Here is an 18,745-nt window from a genome sequence, read left to right as displayed (position 1 = left end):
CAACATGTCATCCTCGATAATGATGCCGCGCATAAAGAGGTAAGGTCCCTCGTCGTACCGGCGAGCCCCTTCGCTGGGTCTCGCGAGGGTCTGGTTTGCGAACGTCGACCGACAGCATCACGGCATGGGCGGCCCCATCGGTAGGCAAGCATTGACCGTGCCATCAGCGTTGAGGCAGCGCAGAGCCCAATTTCCCGGTGCCAGCCGGTACGTTGGAGCTTCAACTGTGGCCAGCCAAGCGGGCCGAGGCCGTGAAACTCCTGATACCCTGGACGGTCCGGATTGCAACGCACGACGCCTTGGTCTCGCGCCAACGTCCATTGACGCTCAGCGAAGCATCATGCGGACGAGCTGGGAAAGCTTGGCCGGGCCGGCGCCTTCCCAGGCGCACGGGACGCGCGACGACCCATGTGGACCTTGGATTTCACTACGCACTTACGCTGCTTTGGCCTTGTCAGCAGCCTGAGCATAAAGCGTGCTCAGCTTTCAGGGCGAGCCTCTTTCATGTTGATAGCATCTGTCGTCATTCAGGATCGCCCCATTTTCGCATGCCGCTTGCAGCTTTCAGACTGTTGTCAGCCAGGGCCGCCATAAAGGGTCTCGTTTAACGCATTCGGGAGGCTTCATGACTCGACCACATTAATTTCGGGCGGTTCGCCGGCGCTCCGAATGGCACTTAACACCAGATCCTCTCCAAACCCGTGATGATCCAAGAGGAAAACGAAAAATCCCTAAATCAGAAAAAAGCACCGATACGGTCGGCTCCAGGCTGATGAAATTGCGGTCTCACTGGCCACGCACGATACTTGCGATGGCGATGGCCATTGCAAAGGCCGGTCAAGCACCCAAGACGCTGACAAGCACGCCTCCGACCAAAGCTCGATCGTTGGCAGCCTTTCTAGCCGTATACTTGGGGCATTTTGGGCCGGCGATCCGGACGCCGATTAAAACCTGCCGGTCGTCTAAATGGAATGGTTGGTCCGGGTCCTTACTGGACCTGCGCCAACCCGATCGGGCCGGCGCACAGGGGCACCCAGACAATTGGACACGTCGCCTTTGCGCGGCGGCTTGCACTTTCTCGGATGGCCTCTTTTCTCCCCGGGCGAAATCGAGCGAGCGGTGAGGCGGAGCCTTCGATTTTGCCGATCATGTCGTGTCGCTTCGATCGAACTGCTCAGACGATGATAGCGGCATTGATTGCCGCGGCCGAAATGCGTTGTGTGAAGTACGATTTCTACGCCGTATACATACTGCCGTACAGTTCGCCATGTCAGCAGCCTTGCCAGCAATCCGCCCTGTGTCCAAATGTCGTCGAATTCACCGGTGTCATTGAGGAATTCGTATGATCGCCTCGAAACCATCATTGCGACCGCGGGCGGGCGACGCAAGCTCTAGACTGCCACCGATCCGCTGGATAACCATGTTAGCGATATGTAGACCAAGGCCTGAGCCCGCAGCAGGAGTAGCACCACGACTAAATCGCTTTGTAAGCCCTTCGAGGTCGGGGAGGGGCACCACCGGTCCGGCGTTTGCAATAGCGATGGTTCCATCAGTTTGGACGGAAACTGTTGTCGGAACAGTGGGCAGTCCATGTATCAGCGCATTCTCGATCAGGTTACGAAGGAGGATCCCAAACGCATCGACATCCACTTTGCGCATCAAAGTGGGGCAGCCGTCGACGTTAAGATGCAGGCGTCCGGCATATTGCGGCTTTTTCCTCAGGTCGTCGATTTCCAGCCGAACCGATCGGACAAGATCGATCGCGTGATCCGCCATGCCAACCCCCGATTCGGCTTGAGCGAGCTGAAGCACTTTTTCGACAAGGCGGCCAAGGCTCGACAGCGCTTGCTCGATGCCGCGCGCACGCATTTTGGCCGACCCATTGGGAAGCTCGGCCACTAATCTCTGCATCTGAGCGATTGAACCTGCGATCGGCGTGCGCAGTTCATGCGCACTGTTTGCGGCGAACTCGCGTTCGGCCTCGAGAGCCGCCCGCAGACGATCGAGAAGCCGATTGACGGATGCCGCGATTGGAGCCAACTCTGCCGGGAAATCGCCCAAGTCCATTGGTGACAGATTGCCGCCGTCGCGCGATCCGATCTGCTGTCGCAGTACCTCGATTGGCCGCAGCGAGCGCCGGATCACGATCCACCAAACAGCTAAGCTAAAGGGCAGGAGCACGAGTGTCGGAAGGAAGACAAAAAGTGCGCCCTTCGCGATTGTGGTACGGCGGCCATGAAGCGGTTCGGCCAACTGATGATACACGCCGTCTTGGATCTCCTCTGTGTAGACGCGGTAATCAGCGTTTCCCCAAAAGCCGTTACTCAGGGGAGCATCAGGGAAGGGCTGCTGACCCTCTTCCGGTTCAGAAATAAGCACTATCCCGTACTTATTAATAACCTGCTCACGATAGGTAAAGTACTTTTCGTAAGTGGGAAAGTTGTTATTGTATTGATCAACGTGTTTTCCATTCAAGACCTTGATCAGCTCTGGTTGTCTGTACTTTGCGCTCCCCTGGAGCAAGTCATCCGAACTTTCGTTTACATAATTGCAAAAAATGAACGCAGCCATGGTTGGGGCGGCGATCCAAACCAGGAGCGTTGCCCCGCCTAACCACGATAGCAGCTTTCTCGTCATGCTGTTCGAGTTCGTCATGTGACCACGAGCCTGTATCCGGAGCCACGCACGGTTGCTATTCTATCCCCGCCGATCTTCTTGCGGAGCCGGCTGACATAAACCTCCACTGTGTTGCTCTCGAACTCCGAATTGAATGAATAAAGCGCGTGCTCGATCCTCCCCTTTGAAACGACCGAACCGGGCTGGCGTAGAAGGCAGTCGAGCACCGCCCATTCGCGTCCAGACAGGTGGACCTCCTGCCCGTCGCGGAAGAGGCGTCGCTCGGCTGCCTGTATGGAAAGCGTCCCAACCGAAAATTGCGGCTCCGGAAAATGCCCTTGGCGACGTGCCACTGCACGGATGCGTGCCGAGAGTTCCCCCAGATCGAACGGCTTGACCAAATAGTCGTCGGCGCCAGCGTTGAGCCCCTCGATGCGATGCGAAATCCGATCGCGGGCTGTCAGAATGATGACCGGCGTTGTATCAAGCCCCTTGATCAGCTCCCGCAGATAGTCGATGCCATTGCCGTCCGGCAGGTGAACGTCGAGCAAAATAACGTCGTAGCCGGCCACAGCTGCATGACCGCGCGCTCCGGACAGGCCCTCGGCCCAGTCGACCGCGTGGCCACCAGCCACCAAATGATCGTGCACAGCACTTCTAAGGTCGTCGTCGTCTTCAATGAGCAGTATTCGCATCAGGCTGCCGAGCTCCGGTATGAGGGCAAGGCTCCTGCCTTATTGATCGAAGCTGACAGTAGGCTGAACCGGCGCCAGCGAATATCTGGGGGCTTTCAGGCTGCTGTCAGCTACAATTGCAAGAAAGGGGTCGTTAACAAAGCCAAACGAAGAGCCCCTATGAAACCCCTCCTGATCTCGGCACTTTTGCTCAATGTGACCACCGGCGGCTGTACACTGGTTGGCGGGCAATTCGACGTGGCGGTCAACGAATGGCAGCCGCGCCACGCGTCAATGTCCAGGCTTGAAACTGACAGGTGTCTTAAATACGAGGGCACCGTAGCGGGTGCCTCCAGTTATCGAACAGTGCCTAGCAGGTCAGAAGTGCACTTTGACCATAGGGGTCGTCCGTATTTTCGGCGCTCGCGAACAGAGTCGACGGTCAATCGATGCGCCACTGCCAGAGTCTGGAACGGTCAAGTGTTTGTTATCCCCCGTCCGGGCCATATTCTCTGCCGAGGACCAAGAAGGCCCTATTTTCGGTGCCCACGAACAGAGCCAACGGTCAATCGATGCGCCACTGCCAGGGTCTGGAACGGTCAAGTGTTTGTGATCCCCTGTCCCGGCCGTGTTCTCTGCCGAACTCGCCCTTGTAGTCGGCACACCAAAGATCGTTAGGGCGACAGCCGTTTGAAAGTGGTGTCCCCGTCGCCCTGTTGCGCCTGCGCTTGCGGCGCTCGACCATGCCGTGGCGGTCGAGCACGGCATGCACGGTCGAGATCGCGGGCCGGTGCACATCCGGATACAGCCGGGCCAGCCGCTCGCGTATCTTCGGCGCACCCCATGTCGGCTTGTCTTGCTTGAGGCGCACAATCAGCTTCTCGATTTGAAACGGAAGCTGATTGGCGTGGCGATAGGGCCGCCGCGATCGGTCCGTCAGCCCCTCCAGGCCGCTGTCGTTGTAGCGCGTGAGGATCTTGTAGCCGGTCTTGCGCGAGATATCGAACTCCCGGCAAAGCACCGCCATCTTCTCGCCGTCCAGCAGCCGGGCGACGAACTTCAGCCGCTCTTCCATGACGTTACACTCCTTCCAAGGCACCTTGCTCTCCTTGCAAAGGGCCGAAAGTTTAACCCATCTATCCGGAATGAACTGTCACCCATCTCTCGGGAAGGGCAGTCATGGCCAAGGCAACTGGAAGCCGAATTTTCTTTTAGAGTATGAATCAGCGCCGTCTGCCGAAAAGCGCGTCCACGATCTTCCCTTTTGAAACGACCGTGCAGGGCTGGGGCAGACGGTAGTCGAGCACCGCCCATCCGCGTCAAGTCAGGTAGACCTCCTGCCCCTCGCGGAAGAGGCGTCGCTCGGCTGCCTGTATGGAAAGCGTCCCAACCGAAAATTGCGGCTCCGGAAAATGCCCATGGCGACGTGCCACTGCATGGATACGCGCTGAGAGTTCCCCCAGATCGAACGGCTTGACCAAATAGTCGTCGGCTCCAGCGTTGAAGCCCTCGATGCGATGCGAAATCCGATCGCAGGCTGTCAGAATGATGACCGGTGCCGATTCAAGTTCCTTGATCAGCTCCCGCAGATAGTCGATCCCATTGCCGTCCGGCAGGTGAACGTCGAGCAAAATAAGGTCGTAGCCGACCACAGCTGCATAATCGCGCGCTTCGGACAGGTTCTTGGCCCAGTCGACCGCGTGGCCACCAGCCACCAAATGATCGTGCATAGCACTTCCAAGGTCCTTATCGTCTTCAGTGAGCAGTATTCGCATCATGCTTCCGAGCTCCGGTATGAGGGCAAGGCTCCCATCTTATTGGTCGAAGCTGACAATAGGCTGAACCGGCGGCAGCGAATTATTTGGGGAGCTTTCAGGCTGCTGTCAGCTACAACTTGCAAGAAAGGGGTCGTTAACAAAGCCAAACGAAGAGCCCCTATGAAACCCGTCCTGACCTCGGCACTTTTGCTCAATGTGACCCCCGGCGGCTGCATCAGCAAATTGATTTGGGAAACAGGCGCGCCGGTTCTAATGACCGACGCAGGCCGAGGTCTGGAACAGCTGGACCAGCGAACGGCGTCTTCGGTTTTTCAGGCAACAGCCACATGGAAGAATATGATTGGCTCGACCATGCGCCGAGCTTTGTCGAACGGATTGGTCGCGGGCGCACCACCACAGATTATGGCAGGTTTACGCCCTGGCCTTGACACCCGGGGTGATCGTCACCGGCGGAGCCGCGGCGTACTGATCGGATATCCAACGTCGCTGAGTCTCTCGTCGGTGCAGTGGATCTCTCGGCTTAGCCATCATGCAAAAAACGACGGTTCCGCGACACCACTTTTCAGGTCCGTGACACAGGCTTTGTGAGCCGATCTGTTGTTCTTACCCCAGGCTAATGGCTGAACAGCTCTGTCGCCGGCTCGATGCGCCAGATGGCGCGATGTTTTGAACCCTTTCACGAGGCGACGGCAGCAGCCGACCGGCTCTCCTATCGCGGCTCCCGCGATCCACACACCCAACAAGGGAATCTACCATGGTAATGAAGGCACCGGTTGCCGACGCTAGGAATGGGTCGGTAGTAGATCGGCTGGTCGGCATCGACCTCGCTCGGGGCCTGGCTGTCTTCGGGATGTATGCCGCCCATCTCGGTCCCGACCCCGGCGAAGGAGGACTAGTCGGGTTTCTGATGGAACTAACCCATGGGCGGCCGTCGGCCCTGTTTGCCGTATTGGCCGGTTTTTCAATCCTCCTGATTACAGGTCGCAAGGCGCCGAAGTCGGGGATAGCCGGTAGACAGGCCATCGCCAGAGTCGCAATTCGTGCCCTTGTTTTGCTCGCGCTTGGCTCAATCCTGGGCTGCCTCGGTACCCAGGTCGAAGTCATCCTAGAATACTACGGAATTTGCTTCTTGTTGGTATTGCCGCTCCATCGGCTCAGCGCATATCAGCTGGGCTTGATCGCTGCCGCTACGGCATTAGTTCTCCCGCAAGTCCGTTCCTCCCTTCTGTCGGTTGCCCCCAACCTCCTCGACCCGGTCTTCAACCTCATGGTCAACGGCTACTATCCCGCGGTGACCTGGGTTCCTTTCCTCATCGCTGGCATGGCCATCGCGCGCCTTAATCTTAATACGCTAGCAGCGCATTGGCGCCTTGGTCTGGCGGGGGTCGCGCTGGCCGTGTTGGGCCATGGGGGATCCTTGCTCGCGCTGAGTTCCCGCGCTTTGACTGAAACCTCCTTGTGGTGGTCTGACGTTGACGGCGCTTTTGAGCCTTCCAAGTCGTCATTTATAGTCAAGTCGTCATGGATAGCCGCACCTCATAGCGAAACGACGCTTTCGATCGTGGGCAGCACCGGTTGCGCAATGATCATCTTGGCGGCTTGCATGCTCGCTGTGGATGCGCTCCCGCGTCTGCGAAAGCTGGTCTGGCCAATAATCGCAGTCGGCTCGATGTCTTTGACGGCCTATGTGCTGCACATTGCGGGAATAGCCTATCTTATGAAGATAAACATTTTCAAAGACGAGAGCCTGTCCACGCTCTTTGGCTTCGTTGTGGTTATCAGCACTTTTGCGGTGCTTTGGCTGCGCGTCTTCCAGCGAGGACCGGTGGAAGTGCTGATGGGTAGGGTCGCAGATCTCGCGCGTCACATCCGCTGAGCACCGCCGCGCCCCGGCCTCCCGATCACATTACGGACAAGGTGGGGCTTTGTCCAAAGCTTGTTCGCGGCAGGGGAGGGTACTTCCTCCCACCCTGCCGCCTTGTTGATGGAAGCTAAAACGGTCGCGCAGGCGCTAGAGTTGCATCGGCATAATCAGCTTAAACTCGCGAAGTTAAACCCGCGGTTGGTCTATCTCGGCCCGCCTCACCTGAAAGGCTAAGGTATCCGTTTCGGTCAAGGGTTTTAGGGGCCATTTTCGCTGCGCCTTGAGGAGAGCGTTTGCTAGGATGAGGAGCTTTCGCAACAAGATGATGACCTTTGCGGGTTTGCCTGCCGCCTTTAGCGCCTGGTATTTTGCCTTGAGGTCGGGGTTGAAGCGCAGGGCGAAGGCCGGGCATGTAGAGGGCCTGGCGAACATTGGCCCGGCCGCCCCGGATGAAGGCGCGGCCGCTCCATTTTGCCGAGGCCGGCGAGGCTTGCGGCCTTTGGTTCCGAGTTCCGGCATGTCGATGGTGAGTGTGCAGGCGGTGGCATCCGATGCGCCATATGCTGGTCAGGATTTCGCGGCGCTGGACAGCGTCGGGATCGGCTTTCATGAGGGTAAGCATCGTCTGATCGATATCGCTGAGTTCACGTGGATCTGCTTCCAGCCACTCGTTGTTGTGGCGCCTGAGCAAGGCAAGCGGTCAAGGTCTGGCTCTGGTGCTGGCTGCGGTGCGATCCCCGCACGGGCCAGGTGCCGATCGTGTCGACGATCCACCTCGCCGCGGCCAGAGAGCTGCTACTCTCTTCCGCTGTTCATTCTGGCCTCTTCGCAATGAATGTCATAAAATCACCTGTCGCAATTAATGGTTTTTGATTTGGCTCCAACAGCTGGCAGATATCGCCGAGAGTTCCGCAGAGAGCGTCGAAAGTTTTGGCCGCCTTCTTCCGCAGCCGCGCCTTGAGTTTTGAGCAGACCTGTCTTGATCGGGTTGAGATCGGGCGAGCATGGCGGCAGGATCAGGAGCCAGTGCCCCTTTGGCCAACCAGTGGGCGGCGCGTACCTTGCCGACAATCTGGGGTTCCGAACCCGACAGTTGGTTTTCAACCCGACAGTGGCCCGCCTCAGAGCAGGCTACCGCCCTTCGGAGCAGGCAGAAGCTAATCGAGGTTCGCGGGTTCCGGTTTGAATGTGCAGGTCGCTGCGCGCCTGATCTTTCGGTCTGGCGGCACATGACAAAAACCCTCATTTTGGCCGACGATACCCGGTCAGGAGCGGGTATCGCAGTCGAGAAGCGACCCGAGCACGTCCACAAGATGTGCCGAGTTTGCAAGGTGTGTCATTGTTTCTGTCAACGTTCGAGCGACAGCGCACGACGAAACGTCTGGCATACGCCTCGTCTGGCACGCGCCTCGTCTGGCACGCGCCTCGCATATGTTGCAGTTGCTGCTGGAGATCAGGCGATCGAGTGGGCCTTGCAATTTTCCGATTTTGATGCGCCTAAAGTCTCGTGTACAAATCAGGCTGGCGTGAATGGCCTGCCTAAGTTGCGACTTATTACAAAGGAATGGATATGGCGACTGGAACGGTGAAGTGGTTCAACAGCACGAAGGGTTTTGGTTTTATTCAGCCTGACAACGGCGGTCAGGATGTCTTTGTCCACATTTCCGCTGTTGAACGAGCGGGCCTGTCGACCCTTAATGAGGGCCAGAAGATCAACTACGAGGTGGAACAGGATCGCCGCACGGGAAAGTCCTCTGCAGGCAGCCTCAGCAAGGCTGGCTAACGGTCCGGGAAAGCCTTGGCAAGGTTCGTCATCGCCGGAACGCATTGACGGCTCGAAACCCGGGCCGGAGCATGCAAGTTAATGCCGCGGCAGGGATTGCTGGAGCCATCATGAATTACTCTGGAAATGAGGCTCTTGGACGGGAAAGGCGGGGCTCATCCCCGCCCTTTGATTCCGCGCAGATTGGGCCAACGGCTGCTGCGCGTCCGAACGACTGTTGATACGGATTTAGGCTGCGACCTTCTTGCGGGTCCGTTTCGCCGGCGCCGTGGCTGGGGCTTCCGGCTCTTTCGGTTTGCGGCCGAGTCCCATGGTCTTGGCCAAGGCGGAGCGCGCAGCGGCGTAATTCGGCGCCACCATGGGATAATCCGACGGCAGACCCCATTTGGCGCGATATTCGTCTGGGGTCAGACCATAGTGCGTCGCCAGATGGCGCTTTAGCGATTTGAATTTCTTGCCGTCTTCAAGGCTAATGATGTAGTCCGGTTCGATCGACTTTTTGATCGGGACAGCAGGTTTTTTTACAGGCACAGGCTCTTCTGCCGGTATGAGTCCAGCCGTGCCGTTTAGAGCCCCGTGCACTTGGGCGATCAGGGCAGGAAGCTCCCCCGCCGGGACGGGGTTGTTGGAGACGTAGGCTGATACAACATCGGCAGTGAGCTCGATGAGGATGTCGGTCTTGTGGGGTTCTTCTGTCATAAACTTCTCCGGGCAGCTTGAAACACAGTTGGGCGAAGTGTCGCTTCATAGTGGCGGTTGCCGCTGAAAGCAAATGGATCGACGGGTGCGCTGCTCCTCCACCATTGAAGTCTCGGCGACGCATCCCGTCATCGTCCATCGCTAAAGGCAGCGTATTGAATTATGGGAGCGGTCGCGCCCGCCCCACCATAGCGATACAGCAAGACAATCAAAAAAGCCGGTCTTTGCTTGGCCCCAAATCTTTTCTCCTTTCGTGAACGCTGAGCTGCCAAGCTGCTACAGTTCACCTCGCGGGGCAACCGTGCACAACACAGGAGTCGCCCGAGCGATACATTCTTCACTTGCCGCTTATCAGCGCTGGTGATTGCACTTTGCAGCCTGCCTCCGGACCCGCAGCGCTCACGCTGTTGGTTTTGCGCCTGCAGGCGTCGGAAGTCGGATCGCCGCAGCTAATTTCCTCAGGCGGACGAATTCAACAAATCGATTGTTTGGATCGAAGGCATCCACACCATCGATGCCTCTAGAATAGGATCCAGCTACAATCACCGTGCTGTAATGGCAGGGACGGCCAGCACAAGCGCGACACGATCCGGCGGGTCCATCGCTGCGTTACGTATTCATGGCTACTGCATCGGGCGCTCGGTCGACCGCCTTAAGCCAGGTCGCCGCATTGCGAGACGGTGACCGGCGAGGGAGAGGGCGCTCTGGCAACGAAGCGAGGCGGGTGGCCTTGCGGGTGGCCGCGTGATGTCATCCGGCTCTCCTGCCGATCTCTGCCGGCCAGATCTGGAGCAACTGTTTTGCATAGATATGGCTCTCTTCAGGGGGCCATCTATGATGGGAGCCGAGCGCGTGTTCGAGCCGGGGAACAGGCTGCGCATGCACTGTGCCCACCTATTGCGATCGTGCTAACCTTGGTTGTTTGGACTTGCCGTTAAAGGCAAGCGACAGATTGAAGTTATGCTGCACCATCTGATTGCCTGGCTCGTTTTCGAGAGCTCGCCGATACAGGGCCTGTGCCGCGTCATGCCGCCCCTCAATGTCCAAAATCACGCCCTTCGCATTCAATGCACGTACGTTTCCTGGGGCTGCAACCAAGACGCTGTCGAGCACCTCAACCGCTTCGTGCGGGCGCTTCTGGCCCACCAAGGCATTTGTAAGTCGTATCGCCGCATCAACATTGTCCGGGTGCTGCTTCACCTCATCCCGCAAAGCCCGCTCTTGAACATCCTGACCAACTTCGCGCAAAATGCGTTCGCGCATAGCCGGATCGATTTGATCGGCGCTGAGCAACTCGGGGGAAGATGTCTCCTGCACGGAAAGAGCCGGCTTTTGCCAGCTGGCGCAACCGCCCAAAGGCAGAATGGCGAGTACGGCAAAAAGAAGTGAGTTCCGGCGCAGAAACATAGGCGATGGAGAAACTGTATTACTATTCATGTTATCTCTCAGTTATCGGGGAGGCGCGTGGCGTTCAGTTAGGAAAGGTGGGACTACTCTAACAATCCGCTGTTCGATCCGTGCGGGAGTGTGACGGATCCTGCGGGGCGAATTGTAAAGTCGGAGGCGAGGTCTTGATAAGACAGCACGGCGAGATCAACCCCGTTTCGCGTCAGAAAGCCGCGGACGAAACGTCGGACATCCATCGACGTCAACAGAATAGGGCGGGTTTGACCCGGTTCTGCGTTCGAAAGGACCTGACGTATCTGTGATAGCATCGCTTCGCTTTGCCGATCCTCCAGTGCGAGATAGGGGCCTGCATCCGAATCTCGAACCGCGCCACGCATCACATCCTCGCTCTCGCGCTCGACGACCAGGGCGGACACGATGCCCTCCGTGTTGGCATGGCGGTGGCAGATCTGTCGCTTCAAACCAGAACGGACATATTCCGTCAGCAGGGCAACGTTCTGCTCACGCTCGCTCCATTCGGCCAATGCCTCCAACACGAGACGGGTGTGGCGGATTGGGATACCTTCCTCCAGGAGGCGGCGCAGAACATCGGCAATCCGAGGAATCGGCGTCGTGCGTAGCACCTCTTTCACAAGCTCAGAATATTCCTGCTCCATTCGGCCCAGGAAATGTCGGGTCTCTTGGATGCCCACCAATCGCGGTGCGTAGCGGGTCAACGCTGCATGGACGCGCAAGGCGAGGAGTTCGCCGGGAGCCCTATGCTCCGTGCCGGCGCCCGTAAGGGCCTTTGCAGGGGTATGTTCAACCGGGAGTGTGTCCGTTTTCGGCTCACGTCTAAGGGGGACACCGCTCGAGTCGACGTGCGCTACATCGGCTCGGAGCGCCATCTGGTTTGGATCTAAGGCGTCCTGTTCGACTGGCACGCCCTCGACATCAATTCGGAATTGCGATTCAGGCAGCTGCTCGTCAACCAAGACAGGGATGCGAGGAACGATAATGCCCAGATCGGCTGTGACCAGGAGCGAAACGCGCCCAATATGTTTTTGCAATTCGGCTTGATCGACCGCCTGCATAAGATCTGGCGCTAGAAAAAATGCGATCGGGAATTCCTTCGCAGGCGCGGCTTGCTTAGGCTCCGCTGCAGTTCCACCTTTCGCATCGGCAGTGCCGGCGCCCAGCACATCAGCCTTGACAATGCTTACCGCAGCGAACACTGCGGCCAGCATCAGAAAGACGGGGAGGGGAAACCCAGGAACGAACCCCATTACAACCAGGACGCCGGCCGCCAGTCGCAAGGCTCGAGTGCTGGCCGTGAGCTGACTGACCATTTCTGTACCGAGGTTGATCCTCGCCGTCCCAGTCACACGGGTGACGATGGTCGCCGCAGTAATGGAGAGCAGAAGGGCCGGAATCTGCGATATCAATGCATCGCCTATCGTCAGCAGAGTGTAGTGATGCAGTACCTCGCCGAAGGACATGCCCTTGGAGAGCAGGCCGATCGAAATTCCACCCAGCATGTTGATGCAGATAACCACCAGCCCGGCGATGGAATCGCCCTTCACAAATTTCATCGCGCCGTCCATCGCGCCATAGAGTTGGCTTTCCTTCTCCAATTCGGCGCGCCGCCGGCGGGATTCGTTGGCATCGATGTGGCCGTTGCGTAGCTCTGCGTCGACCGCCATTTGCTTGCCCGGCAGAGCATCCAGCGTGAAACGCGCCGCCACTTCTGCCACCCGTTCGGCACCCTTCGCGAGGACCATGAATTGCACCATGGTGACGACCAGAAATATGACGAAACCCACCACGATATTGCCTGAAATGACGAAATCGCCAAAAGTATGAATAATGCTGCCGGCCTCCCCCTCGGCCAGGATCAGTCGCGTCGTTGCGACCGTGAGCGCGAGACGGAATACAGTGGAAATCAAAATAACGCCGGGCAAAGAGGAAAAATCAAGTGGAGTACTGACATACAGGGCAACCATCATCAGCAGTATGGCCAACCCCATATTGAATCCTATCAGGGCGTCGACCACCACGACCGGGATAGGCATGACCATCATCGCGACAGCCAGAAGCAGCATCAACGCAACCATTAAATCCGGGCTGGCCGGCGCACGCTTGATGAAGTCACGCAGGACGTTGGCCATCGAGACACCTTTGCAATCGGTTGAGACTTACTCTGCTGTTACGCCATGAAACGTGGCTTTCGAACTCCGAAGGCGCCTCAGCCTTGGCCAGCGCGTGACCCTGCATGAGAGCCACAAGCAGGCGCGAAATGGCTGGGCAGCAAATGTTTCCAACGCAGCCAGCTTGTCAGCACCGAGCGCGACAGGATGTTTGGCTGGCCATAGAGTGCTGCTTGATGGGGCCTGCGAGCTTTCAATATTGGAGAGCAGCAATGCGGCCATTCCTGCTCAGCAGCACACGGCTGTCCTCAATACGTTCGACCACCCATCCATCAGCCAAAATGGCGCCGACAAAATACTTCTCGCTGTCGATGACAATATATGGTTGGACCCCATGCCACACAGCTTCGACCGCGATTGCGGATGGCGCCTTCTCCTCTTTGATGAGCACTCCGTTCACCAGTGTTAGAGTACCCTTGGTGCGACGATCGAACGATTGCTGAAGCTTCTGCCAGCTGATGACCGATTCAGACGTGACGGTGCCTTCGGCGGTCACAACACCCTTTGCCGACCCAATCTTGACGTCGAGAAGACCCGCTCGATCGACTTCCTCCTGCAGCTCTTGGGCCGCTGCCTCCGTAAGTTCATTGTCAGCGCGGTGACTGATCGTTCTGGACGCGACTTCAGCCCGAAGTGAATTGGGGCTCGATCCACTTGCATTGCCAAGATAGGAGATCGTGCCTGAAAGCGCGCCGATCCCGAGTGAGCTGATTATGACCATGGCGAGCACACCGATCGGTAGGCGCGGTATGCCGGTCGAACCAGGCGGCTCTGCATCCTGCACGGACAAAGCAATGGACATCTCGCCTACGAGCAGGACGACAGGAAGGGGCACAACAACGGACTGGCCTGCGGCGATATTCCGGTTGCCCTCGATACTGAGTCCGGGTGCAAGCGCCTCCAGTTCGATCGACTTGCCAAGAAGAGTTACACGAAGGTGATGCGGTGCCAGTCCCTGCTCGACAAAGACCAAATCGGCATCGAAGCCGCTGCCGATTAAACACTTTTGAAGATCCGTCTTGCCGGTCAGACCGCAATAGTGCCCCGAACGCACTTCGAAACGGAGGGAAACGGCGTCATCCACAGAGCATCTCTCAAACAGGATAGAAGCCGCATGGCAATTGCCATGCGGCTCATTTCGGGACTACGTCGCGTCAATAAGGAGACGCGCTAGGGGGCAGTCTAAAACCCGCTTCCGACATTACGAAACGCGTTCGTCGGCGGCCTTCTTGATGGTCTGGAGATTGGTCGTTAGAGTGCGCAACTGGACACTCCTTTTCGTCGCCTCCAAGCTAACATTGGTTAGTTCCTGCACTTGCGCCTGAAAAGCAGTAGCATCAGCTCCGCTTGTATTGCCGGGAGTGCCACTGTTAGTTTTATCGGTATTGCCGGCGCTACTGGTATTGGTATTGCCTGATTTTTTATTATTATCAACTGCAGCCATGATCATTCCTTTTTCTGTTGGAGTTGTGCCGTCAATAACGGCCTGTATGACCTCACGCCGGATTTCCCGCGTCAGGCATCTTCTGTGTCATCCAAAGCTTCATCGGCCTCAGCCATCGCATCGTTCGCGAATTGGAACGCGAACGATCGCAGGATACTTTGGAAGGCTTCACTTTGTGCTGCAGACTGTGAGTTGTCTTGAAGTTGATCATTTGAAACGGTCCGGTTATCCGCCCGATCGTTCCCGCCAGCTGCCTTGCCATCATTCCCACCAGCTGGCTTGCCATCATTGCCATCAGCCGGCTTGCCATCACCAGAATGCTCGGATTTCGAATCCCCATGGCCCTTTCGGATCAAGGAAGTCCCGAGGTTGCCAACTCCACTCCCAATTGCTGCTATCATCAGGTACTCCGGCATTTGCCATTGGCGGCGACGTGTTAAAGGTTAGCCTCGATCAAGCTAAGGGCGGGAGCTTTCGAGAACCTGACGGCTTTTGACAAAAACCGGCCAGCGCAAAAACGTATGCTCTGCAGGATGTTGCTCTCGCATCGAACAGTCGACCACGATCTCGGCTGTTCGGCCAATCCCGCCGTCCACGCATGCCGCGACCGAATGGCAGCCGCAGCAGCTCGTTTGCATCCTCGATGCTGTGGTGTCGAACAGGAGACACGGTCCACGTGCTGCATGACCGCAATGACCGTATTCTTGCTGGCTCCACGGGCGCACGCAACGAGCAGGAACTCGGTCTTTGCATCACCATTCTCTCGCCTGCACATCACGGCCCGGCGCGGTGAGCTCATTGGCTTCGAGAAGGTCGGCGACCGTACGAACATGGGATGGTCTGCCGGCTTTGGGAGGCCGGTGCGGATCCTCTTCTCACCATATCGAAAGCTTGAAGCGGTCGGATTTTCTTGCCCTGTTCGTGAGAACTCCCATCGTCAGCTAATCGTCAGCCAAGCGGTCTATCTAGGCCGGCCGTGCCTGACCTTCGGATCCAAAGGTCCCGTCTCGACACTTTTTGTAACTATAGATCGAAATGGTCCGCGTGATACGCAACGCACACGCTTCTCTGAAGCAAATGTGTGACTTTGTCGGTGGCGAACGAGAGGAGTGACGCATCAATAAAATCGTCAGGCACGTGTCTAGGAAGGGGAGCTAGCCGAGTTGGTCTGATTTCATTCGCTGTTCCTGGAAATCGGCGGACTGAAGCGCTGATAATCTCAGGACATCGATGGCAACGTTGCGAAAGTCCTGTGAGCTCGGGCCAATCTTGGCCTGCTACTGAGAAGCACTTTGGCGGGAACATTACGCCGTCGCGGGTCTGGCTGACCGTGACGTTAACCGAAAGATGCCGCTGGTCTCGTCAGCCGCCAGCACAATAGCAGCACATTCTCGCCTACTACGGAGACGCAATATGAAGGGCATTGGCCGACCACGGAAATCGCAGGCTGAAACTGGAGCCAGCCGCGCGGGGCGGGCGAGCAGTTCCCTTTCGCAATCAAGTCTTGCTGCGGGAGAAGGTGGACAGTCATTCGATTCCGTTGTGGAGCAGATGCGCTCTGGGGACGCCGATAGGAGGCCCTCCTCCCTTCCAGTTGCGCGCGGTCCAGGCGATGCCCGCGAAAGTCTGCCAGGCGCCTCGATTGGCGAAGATCAAATCCTGAACACACCGCGACGTGGAGCCGCTGCGCCACCACGCGGAACCGTAGCGCCACGTGGCGCAGCCGCAAGGCGGCGCGGTTCTCCCTCCATGTCTGAGGGCGAAGCCATGGCGCCGGTCGGTAGCCAACTATCAACCGCGCAGGTGGAAGGCACCAGCTCATCGTCAAATGAAGATATCAGTCCGACACAGCTCAGAATGAACAGTCTTGTTCAACAACTGACTGATTGCGAGGCTGCGGCCAGGAAAACCGACGTCCCCGAGGAGGCGGTGGAGCTGATCAGTCGGGTCGTCGATGCAGCCTCAGCAATTCTGGAGTACCGCGCTAGCCTGCCTGCGGCTGAGGCGCAGACAATTATGCCAGACGACAAGGTGCGTAGATGTTGCCAGATCGTGTGCGACGCCGCGAATGAAGTAGACAAACTTGGCCTGTCGACGATCACGAAATTGGACAAAAAGACCAAGAAAGCGGCAGGTATGGTCGATAAACTCTACTCCTACTCCCAGGCGGACCGGCAGGAGCTGTTGATTTTAAATGTGGAGAACCACCATACGGCGGCAATTAAGTGGTGGGAAAAAAAGGCATGGCGCTCCGAACGGCAGCGATCCGCCTGCGCTGCCACCGCTAGCCTATCCAGTGGAACGCCCGTGATGCGGGAAGCCGAGCGGTGCGCACTGCGGCTGCGTGCCGGCTCGGTACTGAGTGTCAGGATCTGGCTGGTCCGTGAGCGGATCGGTCTTGCGCGGGCCAAGATTGAACTGCGGGCGAGCAGGTTCGAGCCAGATTTGAAGGAACTCCTCGTCGGTCGAAATGGAGTGGTGCAGCTGATGGCAAGCGCCGCTCAAGAAGCTCTTCGCGCCCTCTCTTTGGCGAAGGGCATAATGGATGATGGCAAAACACTCAACGCTCATGATTGCGCGGTTGTAGAAAAAATCATGGAGCGGCTTTCGGATTTTGGATTGGCGTTGCACGAGGTGCATACCAAGCTAAGCCATACCTACCCAGATGCCGGCCTCCCATTGAAACTGTTCGAACGGATCGTGGACGATGCATGGATCACTGCGCACGATGCCATGCACTTGTTGAACCTGCAGTCTCCGCCGTCAGCCATCATGGCGCCACAGGCCCAGGCGGGCGCTGCGATGCCGGCCAGGGCAGGCGCTGCGATACCGGCTGGCACTGCTGGTACGGCTGCAGTGTCAGAAGGCACTACAGCGCGAAGGAAAGGGAAGTCAAAGCATAAGTCGGCAGCTCGCGCCGGGACTTCTGCCGCCGGGCAGCCATCAACACCAGTCGCTGCGAACGCCGGCACAGTGCCAGCAGCCAAGGTTCTCGCGCGCTCGGATCAAGTTGCGAGTACACAGGTGAGAGCGCAAGAGGTGGCTGCGAGTTCGTCGGGGGCAGGCTCGACAATCGGGGGCGCCGCGTTGTCAATGGAGGTATTGACGGAGCGGCTCAAACGATTGGACGAACTTTTGCAGTTCGATCTGGCCGGTCAGCAAAGCGTCGTCTCCCAAGTGCGCCAGATGAAGCCTGAGGAGGCCGGTAAGGTCGTGGACGATGTGGCCCAGTACCTGCGAGCCCAGGCCATTGAGATGCAAACCTGTCTCGCCGGGTTGCAGGGGCGTAATGTACGCCTGCTACTCACCTCCACCCAGCTACCCAAAGTGCACGAACGCACAGACCAGCTCAAAGGGTTGCTGAACATGGTGCTGGGACAGGCCAACGCATTGAATGAAGGAAAAGCCGGCATTACGACTGATTGCATGAAGACCTACGCATTTCCGGCGCAAAAATACCTGGAACATTTGTGCAATGCCGACGAATTGATGCCGCCGGAGGCACCGGTCGCGCTGCGTGGCGAGCCAGGAAAGCTGTTTGAGATGAAGCTGCAGCCCAAGATGCTGGTCAATGGTGCGATGCCGAGCCCGATGTGGGTGCACATCCACACGAGTCGCCCCGTCATGGCCAGAAACTTGGAAGGGCTGGCTGATTCCGAATTCACCGCTTGCCACGTTAAATCCAACGAACAGCGCGGCTACAATCGAGAGCGAGAGGAAGCCGATGCTAGGTCCGGTCGCGAGAAGGTCATAATTCATCGCGGCAAACTCACCCCCGCTTTCTGTAAGTCCTTGTTGACCTCAGGGCTTGGCCGCCAACCACGCCATTCGCGTGCCGAGCTCCCGTCGGCGCAGGCTGCATGACAGGGCACTCAGAATGCGGCCGGCCACGCTGTGAGTCAGCGAGCATTTCTCCTGGCCAAACCGCGAATGCCGCTGCGCGAGTTGCGGTCCGGCGATTGGAGTCGATCGGCTACCGTCAGGGCCGATTTGCGATGTCGCGTTACCGGCTGTTGACGTGGCGGCGTATCTTGCCTCCCATCCAACTTATCGCCGAGATCGCGCCGCCAAGATCGAGGCGGAAGGTCTTCCTGCGAGCGCGGAGCAGGCATAGCCGATCCGATCGGGATCGGCGCATCGCAACGACCCAACGGTGTGGTGGAGAAAATTGGATTCGGGAGAGCTCGGTTCCAAGAGGCGGAGTTCCGGCCCGAATACAATCCGCTCGCAAGCACCCACGATGCGCATCCGCAGTTTATTGTCTGGGAGATGGGCTGGATTGCTCGGCGGCGCT

General features: G+C 57.9%; 12 protein-coding genes and 1 pseudogene. 3 read left to right on the top strand and 10 right to left on the bottom strand.

The features are described from left to right. Nucleotides 1–1,326 precede the first annotated feature (1,326 nt). From EN869_RS07155 to EN869_RS07140, 4 genes and pseudogenes are all read right to left on the bottom strand, one after another. Nucleotides 1,327–2,637: a HAMP domain-containing sensor histidine kinase gene (locus EN869_RS07155; RefSeq protein ID WP_167509388.1), complete on the bottom strand. Its 1,311-nt coding sequence runs from the start codon at nt 2,635–2,637 to the stop codon at nt 1,327–1,329. Between the two features lie 14 nt (nt 2,638–2,651). Continuing rightward, on the bottom strand, nt 2,652–3,311 hold the full coding sequence (locus EN869_RS07150) for a response regulator transcription factor (RefSeq protein WP_126097376.1): 660 nt from the start codon (nt 3,309–3,311) through the stop codon (nt 2,652–2,654). 619 nt (nt 3,312–3,930) lie between these two features. Beyond that, nucleotides 3,931–4,365, bottom strand: a pseudogene (locus tag EN869_RS07145) (helix-turn-helix domain-containing protein); the annotation flags it as partial. Between the two features lie 244 nt (nt 4,366–4,609). Next, nucleotides 4,610–5,068 carry a response regulator transcription factor gene (locus EN869_RS07140; protein ID WP_245458615.1) on the bottom strand — a complete coding sequence of 153 codons (459 nt, stop codon included), beginning with the start codon at nt 5,066–5,068 and terminating at the stop codon, nt 4,610–4,612. A 754-nt stretch (nt 5,069–5,822) separates the two neighbouring features. Here EN869_RS07140 and EN869_RS07135 point away from each other — a divergent pair. Continuing rightward, entirely contained in the window at nt 5,823–6,944 is a 1,122-nt protein-coding gene (locus EN869_RS07135; RefSeq protein ID WP_126097377.1) for a DUF418 domain-containing protein, read from the top strand. Between the two features lie 1,558 nt (nt 6,945–8,502). Further along, entirely contained in the window at nt 8,503–8,715 is a 213-nt protein-coding gene (locus EN869_RS07130) for a cold-shock protein (RefSeq protein ID WP_008874821.1), read from the top strand. A 228-nt stretch (nt 8,716–8,943) separates the two neighbouring features. Here the strand turns inward: EN869_RS07130 and EN869_RS07125 are convergent, their stop codons facing one another. The 6 genes from EN869_RS07125 to EN869_RS07100 all read right to left on the bottom strand — a co-directional run bounded on the left by EN869_RS07125 (nt 8,944) and on the right by EN869_RS07100 (nt 14,852). Further along, nucleotides 8,944–9,414, bottom strand: a complete 471-nt coding sequence (locus EN869_RS07125; protein ID WP_024505385.1) for a MucR family transcriptional regulator — start codon at nt 9,412–9,414, stop codon at nt 8,944–8,946. An 894-nt stretch (nt 9,415–10,308) separates the two neighbouring features. Then, the gene (locus tag EN869_RS07120) at nt 10,309–10,851 is read right to left on the bottom strand and encodes a tetratricopeptide repeat protein (RefSeq protein ID WP_081714429.1); all 543 of its coding nucleotides are present in this window, start codon (nt 10,849–10,851) and stop codon (nt 10,309–10,311) included. A 53-nt stretch (nt 10,852–10,904) separates the two neighbouring features. Continuing rightward, nucleotides 10,905–12,968, bottom strand: a complete 2,064-nt coding sequence (gene sctV / locus EN869_RS07115) for a type III secretion system export apparatus subunit SctV (RefSeq protein ID WP_024505383.1) — start codon at nt 12,966–12,968, stop codon at nt 10,905–10,907. Between the two features lie 232 nt (nt 12,969–13,200). After that, a complete protein-coding gene (locus EN869_RS07110; protein WP_024505382.1) occupies nt 13,201–14,091 on the bottom strand; it encodes a hypothetical protein in 891 nt (296 codons plus the stop codon). A gap of 117 nt (nt 14,092–14,208) precedes the next feature. Then, entirely contained in the window at nt 14,209–14,451 is a 243-nt protein-coding gene (locus tag EN869_RS35005) for a nodulation protein NopA (RefSeq protein WP_224570034.1), read from the bottom strand. Nucleotides 14,452–14,522: 71 nt separating this feature from the next. Further along, nucleotides 14,523–14,852 carry a hypothetical protein gene (locus tag EN869_RS07100; protein ID WP_081714433.1) on the bottom strand — a complete coding sequence of 110 codons (330 nt, stop codon included), beginning with the start codon at nt 14,850–14,852 and terminating at the stop codon, nt 14,523–14,525. 1,348 nt (nt 14,853–16,200) lie between these two features. On the opposite strand from EN869_RS07100, the gene EN869_RS07095 reads away from it, so the two are divergent. Next, a complete protein-coding gene (locus EN869_RS07095) occupies nt 16,201–18,315 on the top strand; it encodes a hypothetical protein (protein ID WP_245454733.1) in 2,115 nt (704 codons plus the stop codon). Nucleotides 18,316–18,745 lie beyond the last annotated feature (430 nt).

This window comes from Mesorhizobium sp. M2D.F.Ca.ET.226.01.1.1 (assembly GCF_004022705.2).
Lineage (GTDB): Bacteria > Pseudomonadota > Alphaproteobacteria > Rhizobiales > Rhizobiaceae > Mesorhizobium.
The sequence above is the reverse complement of the archived record's forward strand: the minus strand, read 5'-3'. Positions and strand labels throughout refer to the sequence as shown.

Excerpts from the sequence above, each read along its gene's own strand:
- EN869_RS07155 (WP_167509388.1), bottom strand. The coding sequence starts at position 2,637 with ATGACGAGAAAGCTGCTATCGTGGTTAGGCGGGGCAACGCTCCTGGTT.
- EN869_RS07150 (WP_126097376.1), bottom strand. The coding sequence starts at position 3,311 with ATGCGAATACTGCTCATTGAAGACGACGACGACCTTAGAAGTGCTGTG.
- EN869_RS07140 (WP_245458615.1), bottom strand. The coding sequence starts at position 5,068 with ATGATGCGAATACTGCTCACTGAAGACGATAAGGACCTTGGAAGTGCT.
- EN869_RS07135 (WP_126097377.1), top strand. The coding sequence starts at position 5,823 with ATGGTAATGAAGGCACCGGTTGCCGACGCTAGGAATGGGTCGGTAGTA.
- EN869_RS07130 (WP_008874821.1), top strand. The coding sequence starts at position 8,503 with ATGGCGACTGGAACGGTGAAGTGGTTCAACAGCACGAAGGGTTTTGGT.
- EN869_RS07125 (WP_024505385.1), bottom strand. The coding sequence starts at position 9,414 with ATGACAGAAGAACCCCACAAGACCGACATCCTCATCGAGCTCACTGCC.
- EN869_RS07120 (WP_081714429.1), bottom strand. The coding sequence starts at position 10,851 with ATGAATAGTAATACAGTTTCTCCATCGCCTATGTTTCTGCGCCGGAAC.
- sctV (WP_024505383.1), bottom strand. The coding sequence starts at position 12,968 with ATGGCCAACGTCCTGCGTGACTTCATCAAGCGTGCGCCGGCCAGCCCG.
- EN869_RS35005 (WP_224570034.1), bottom strand. The coding sequence starts at position 14,451 with ATGGCTGCAGTTGATAATAATAAAAAATCAGGCAATACCAATACCAGT.
- EN869_RS07100 (WP_081714433.1), bottom strand. The coding sequence starts at position 14,852 with ATGATAGCAGCAATTGGGAGTGGAGTTGGCAACCTCGGGACTTCCTTG.
- EN869_RS07095 (WP_245454733.1), top strand. The coding sequence starts at position 16,201 with ATGTCTGAGGGCGAAGCCATGGCGCCGGTCGGTAGCCAACTATCAACC.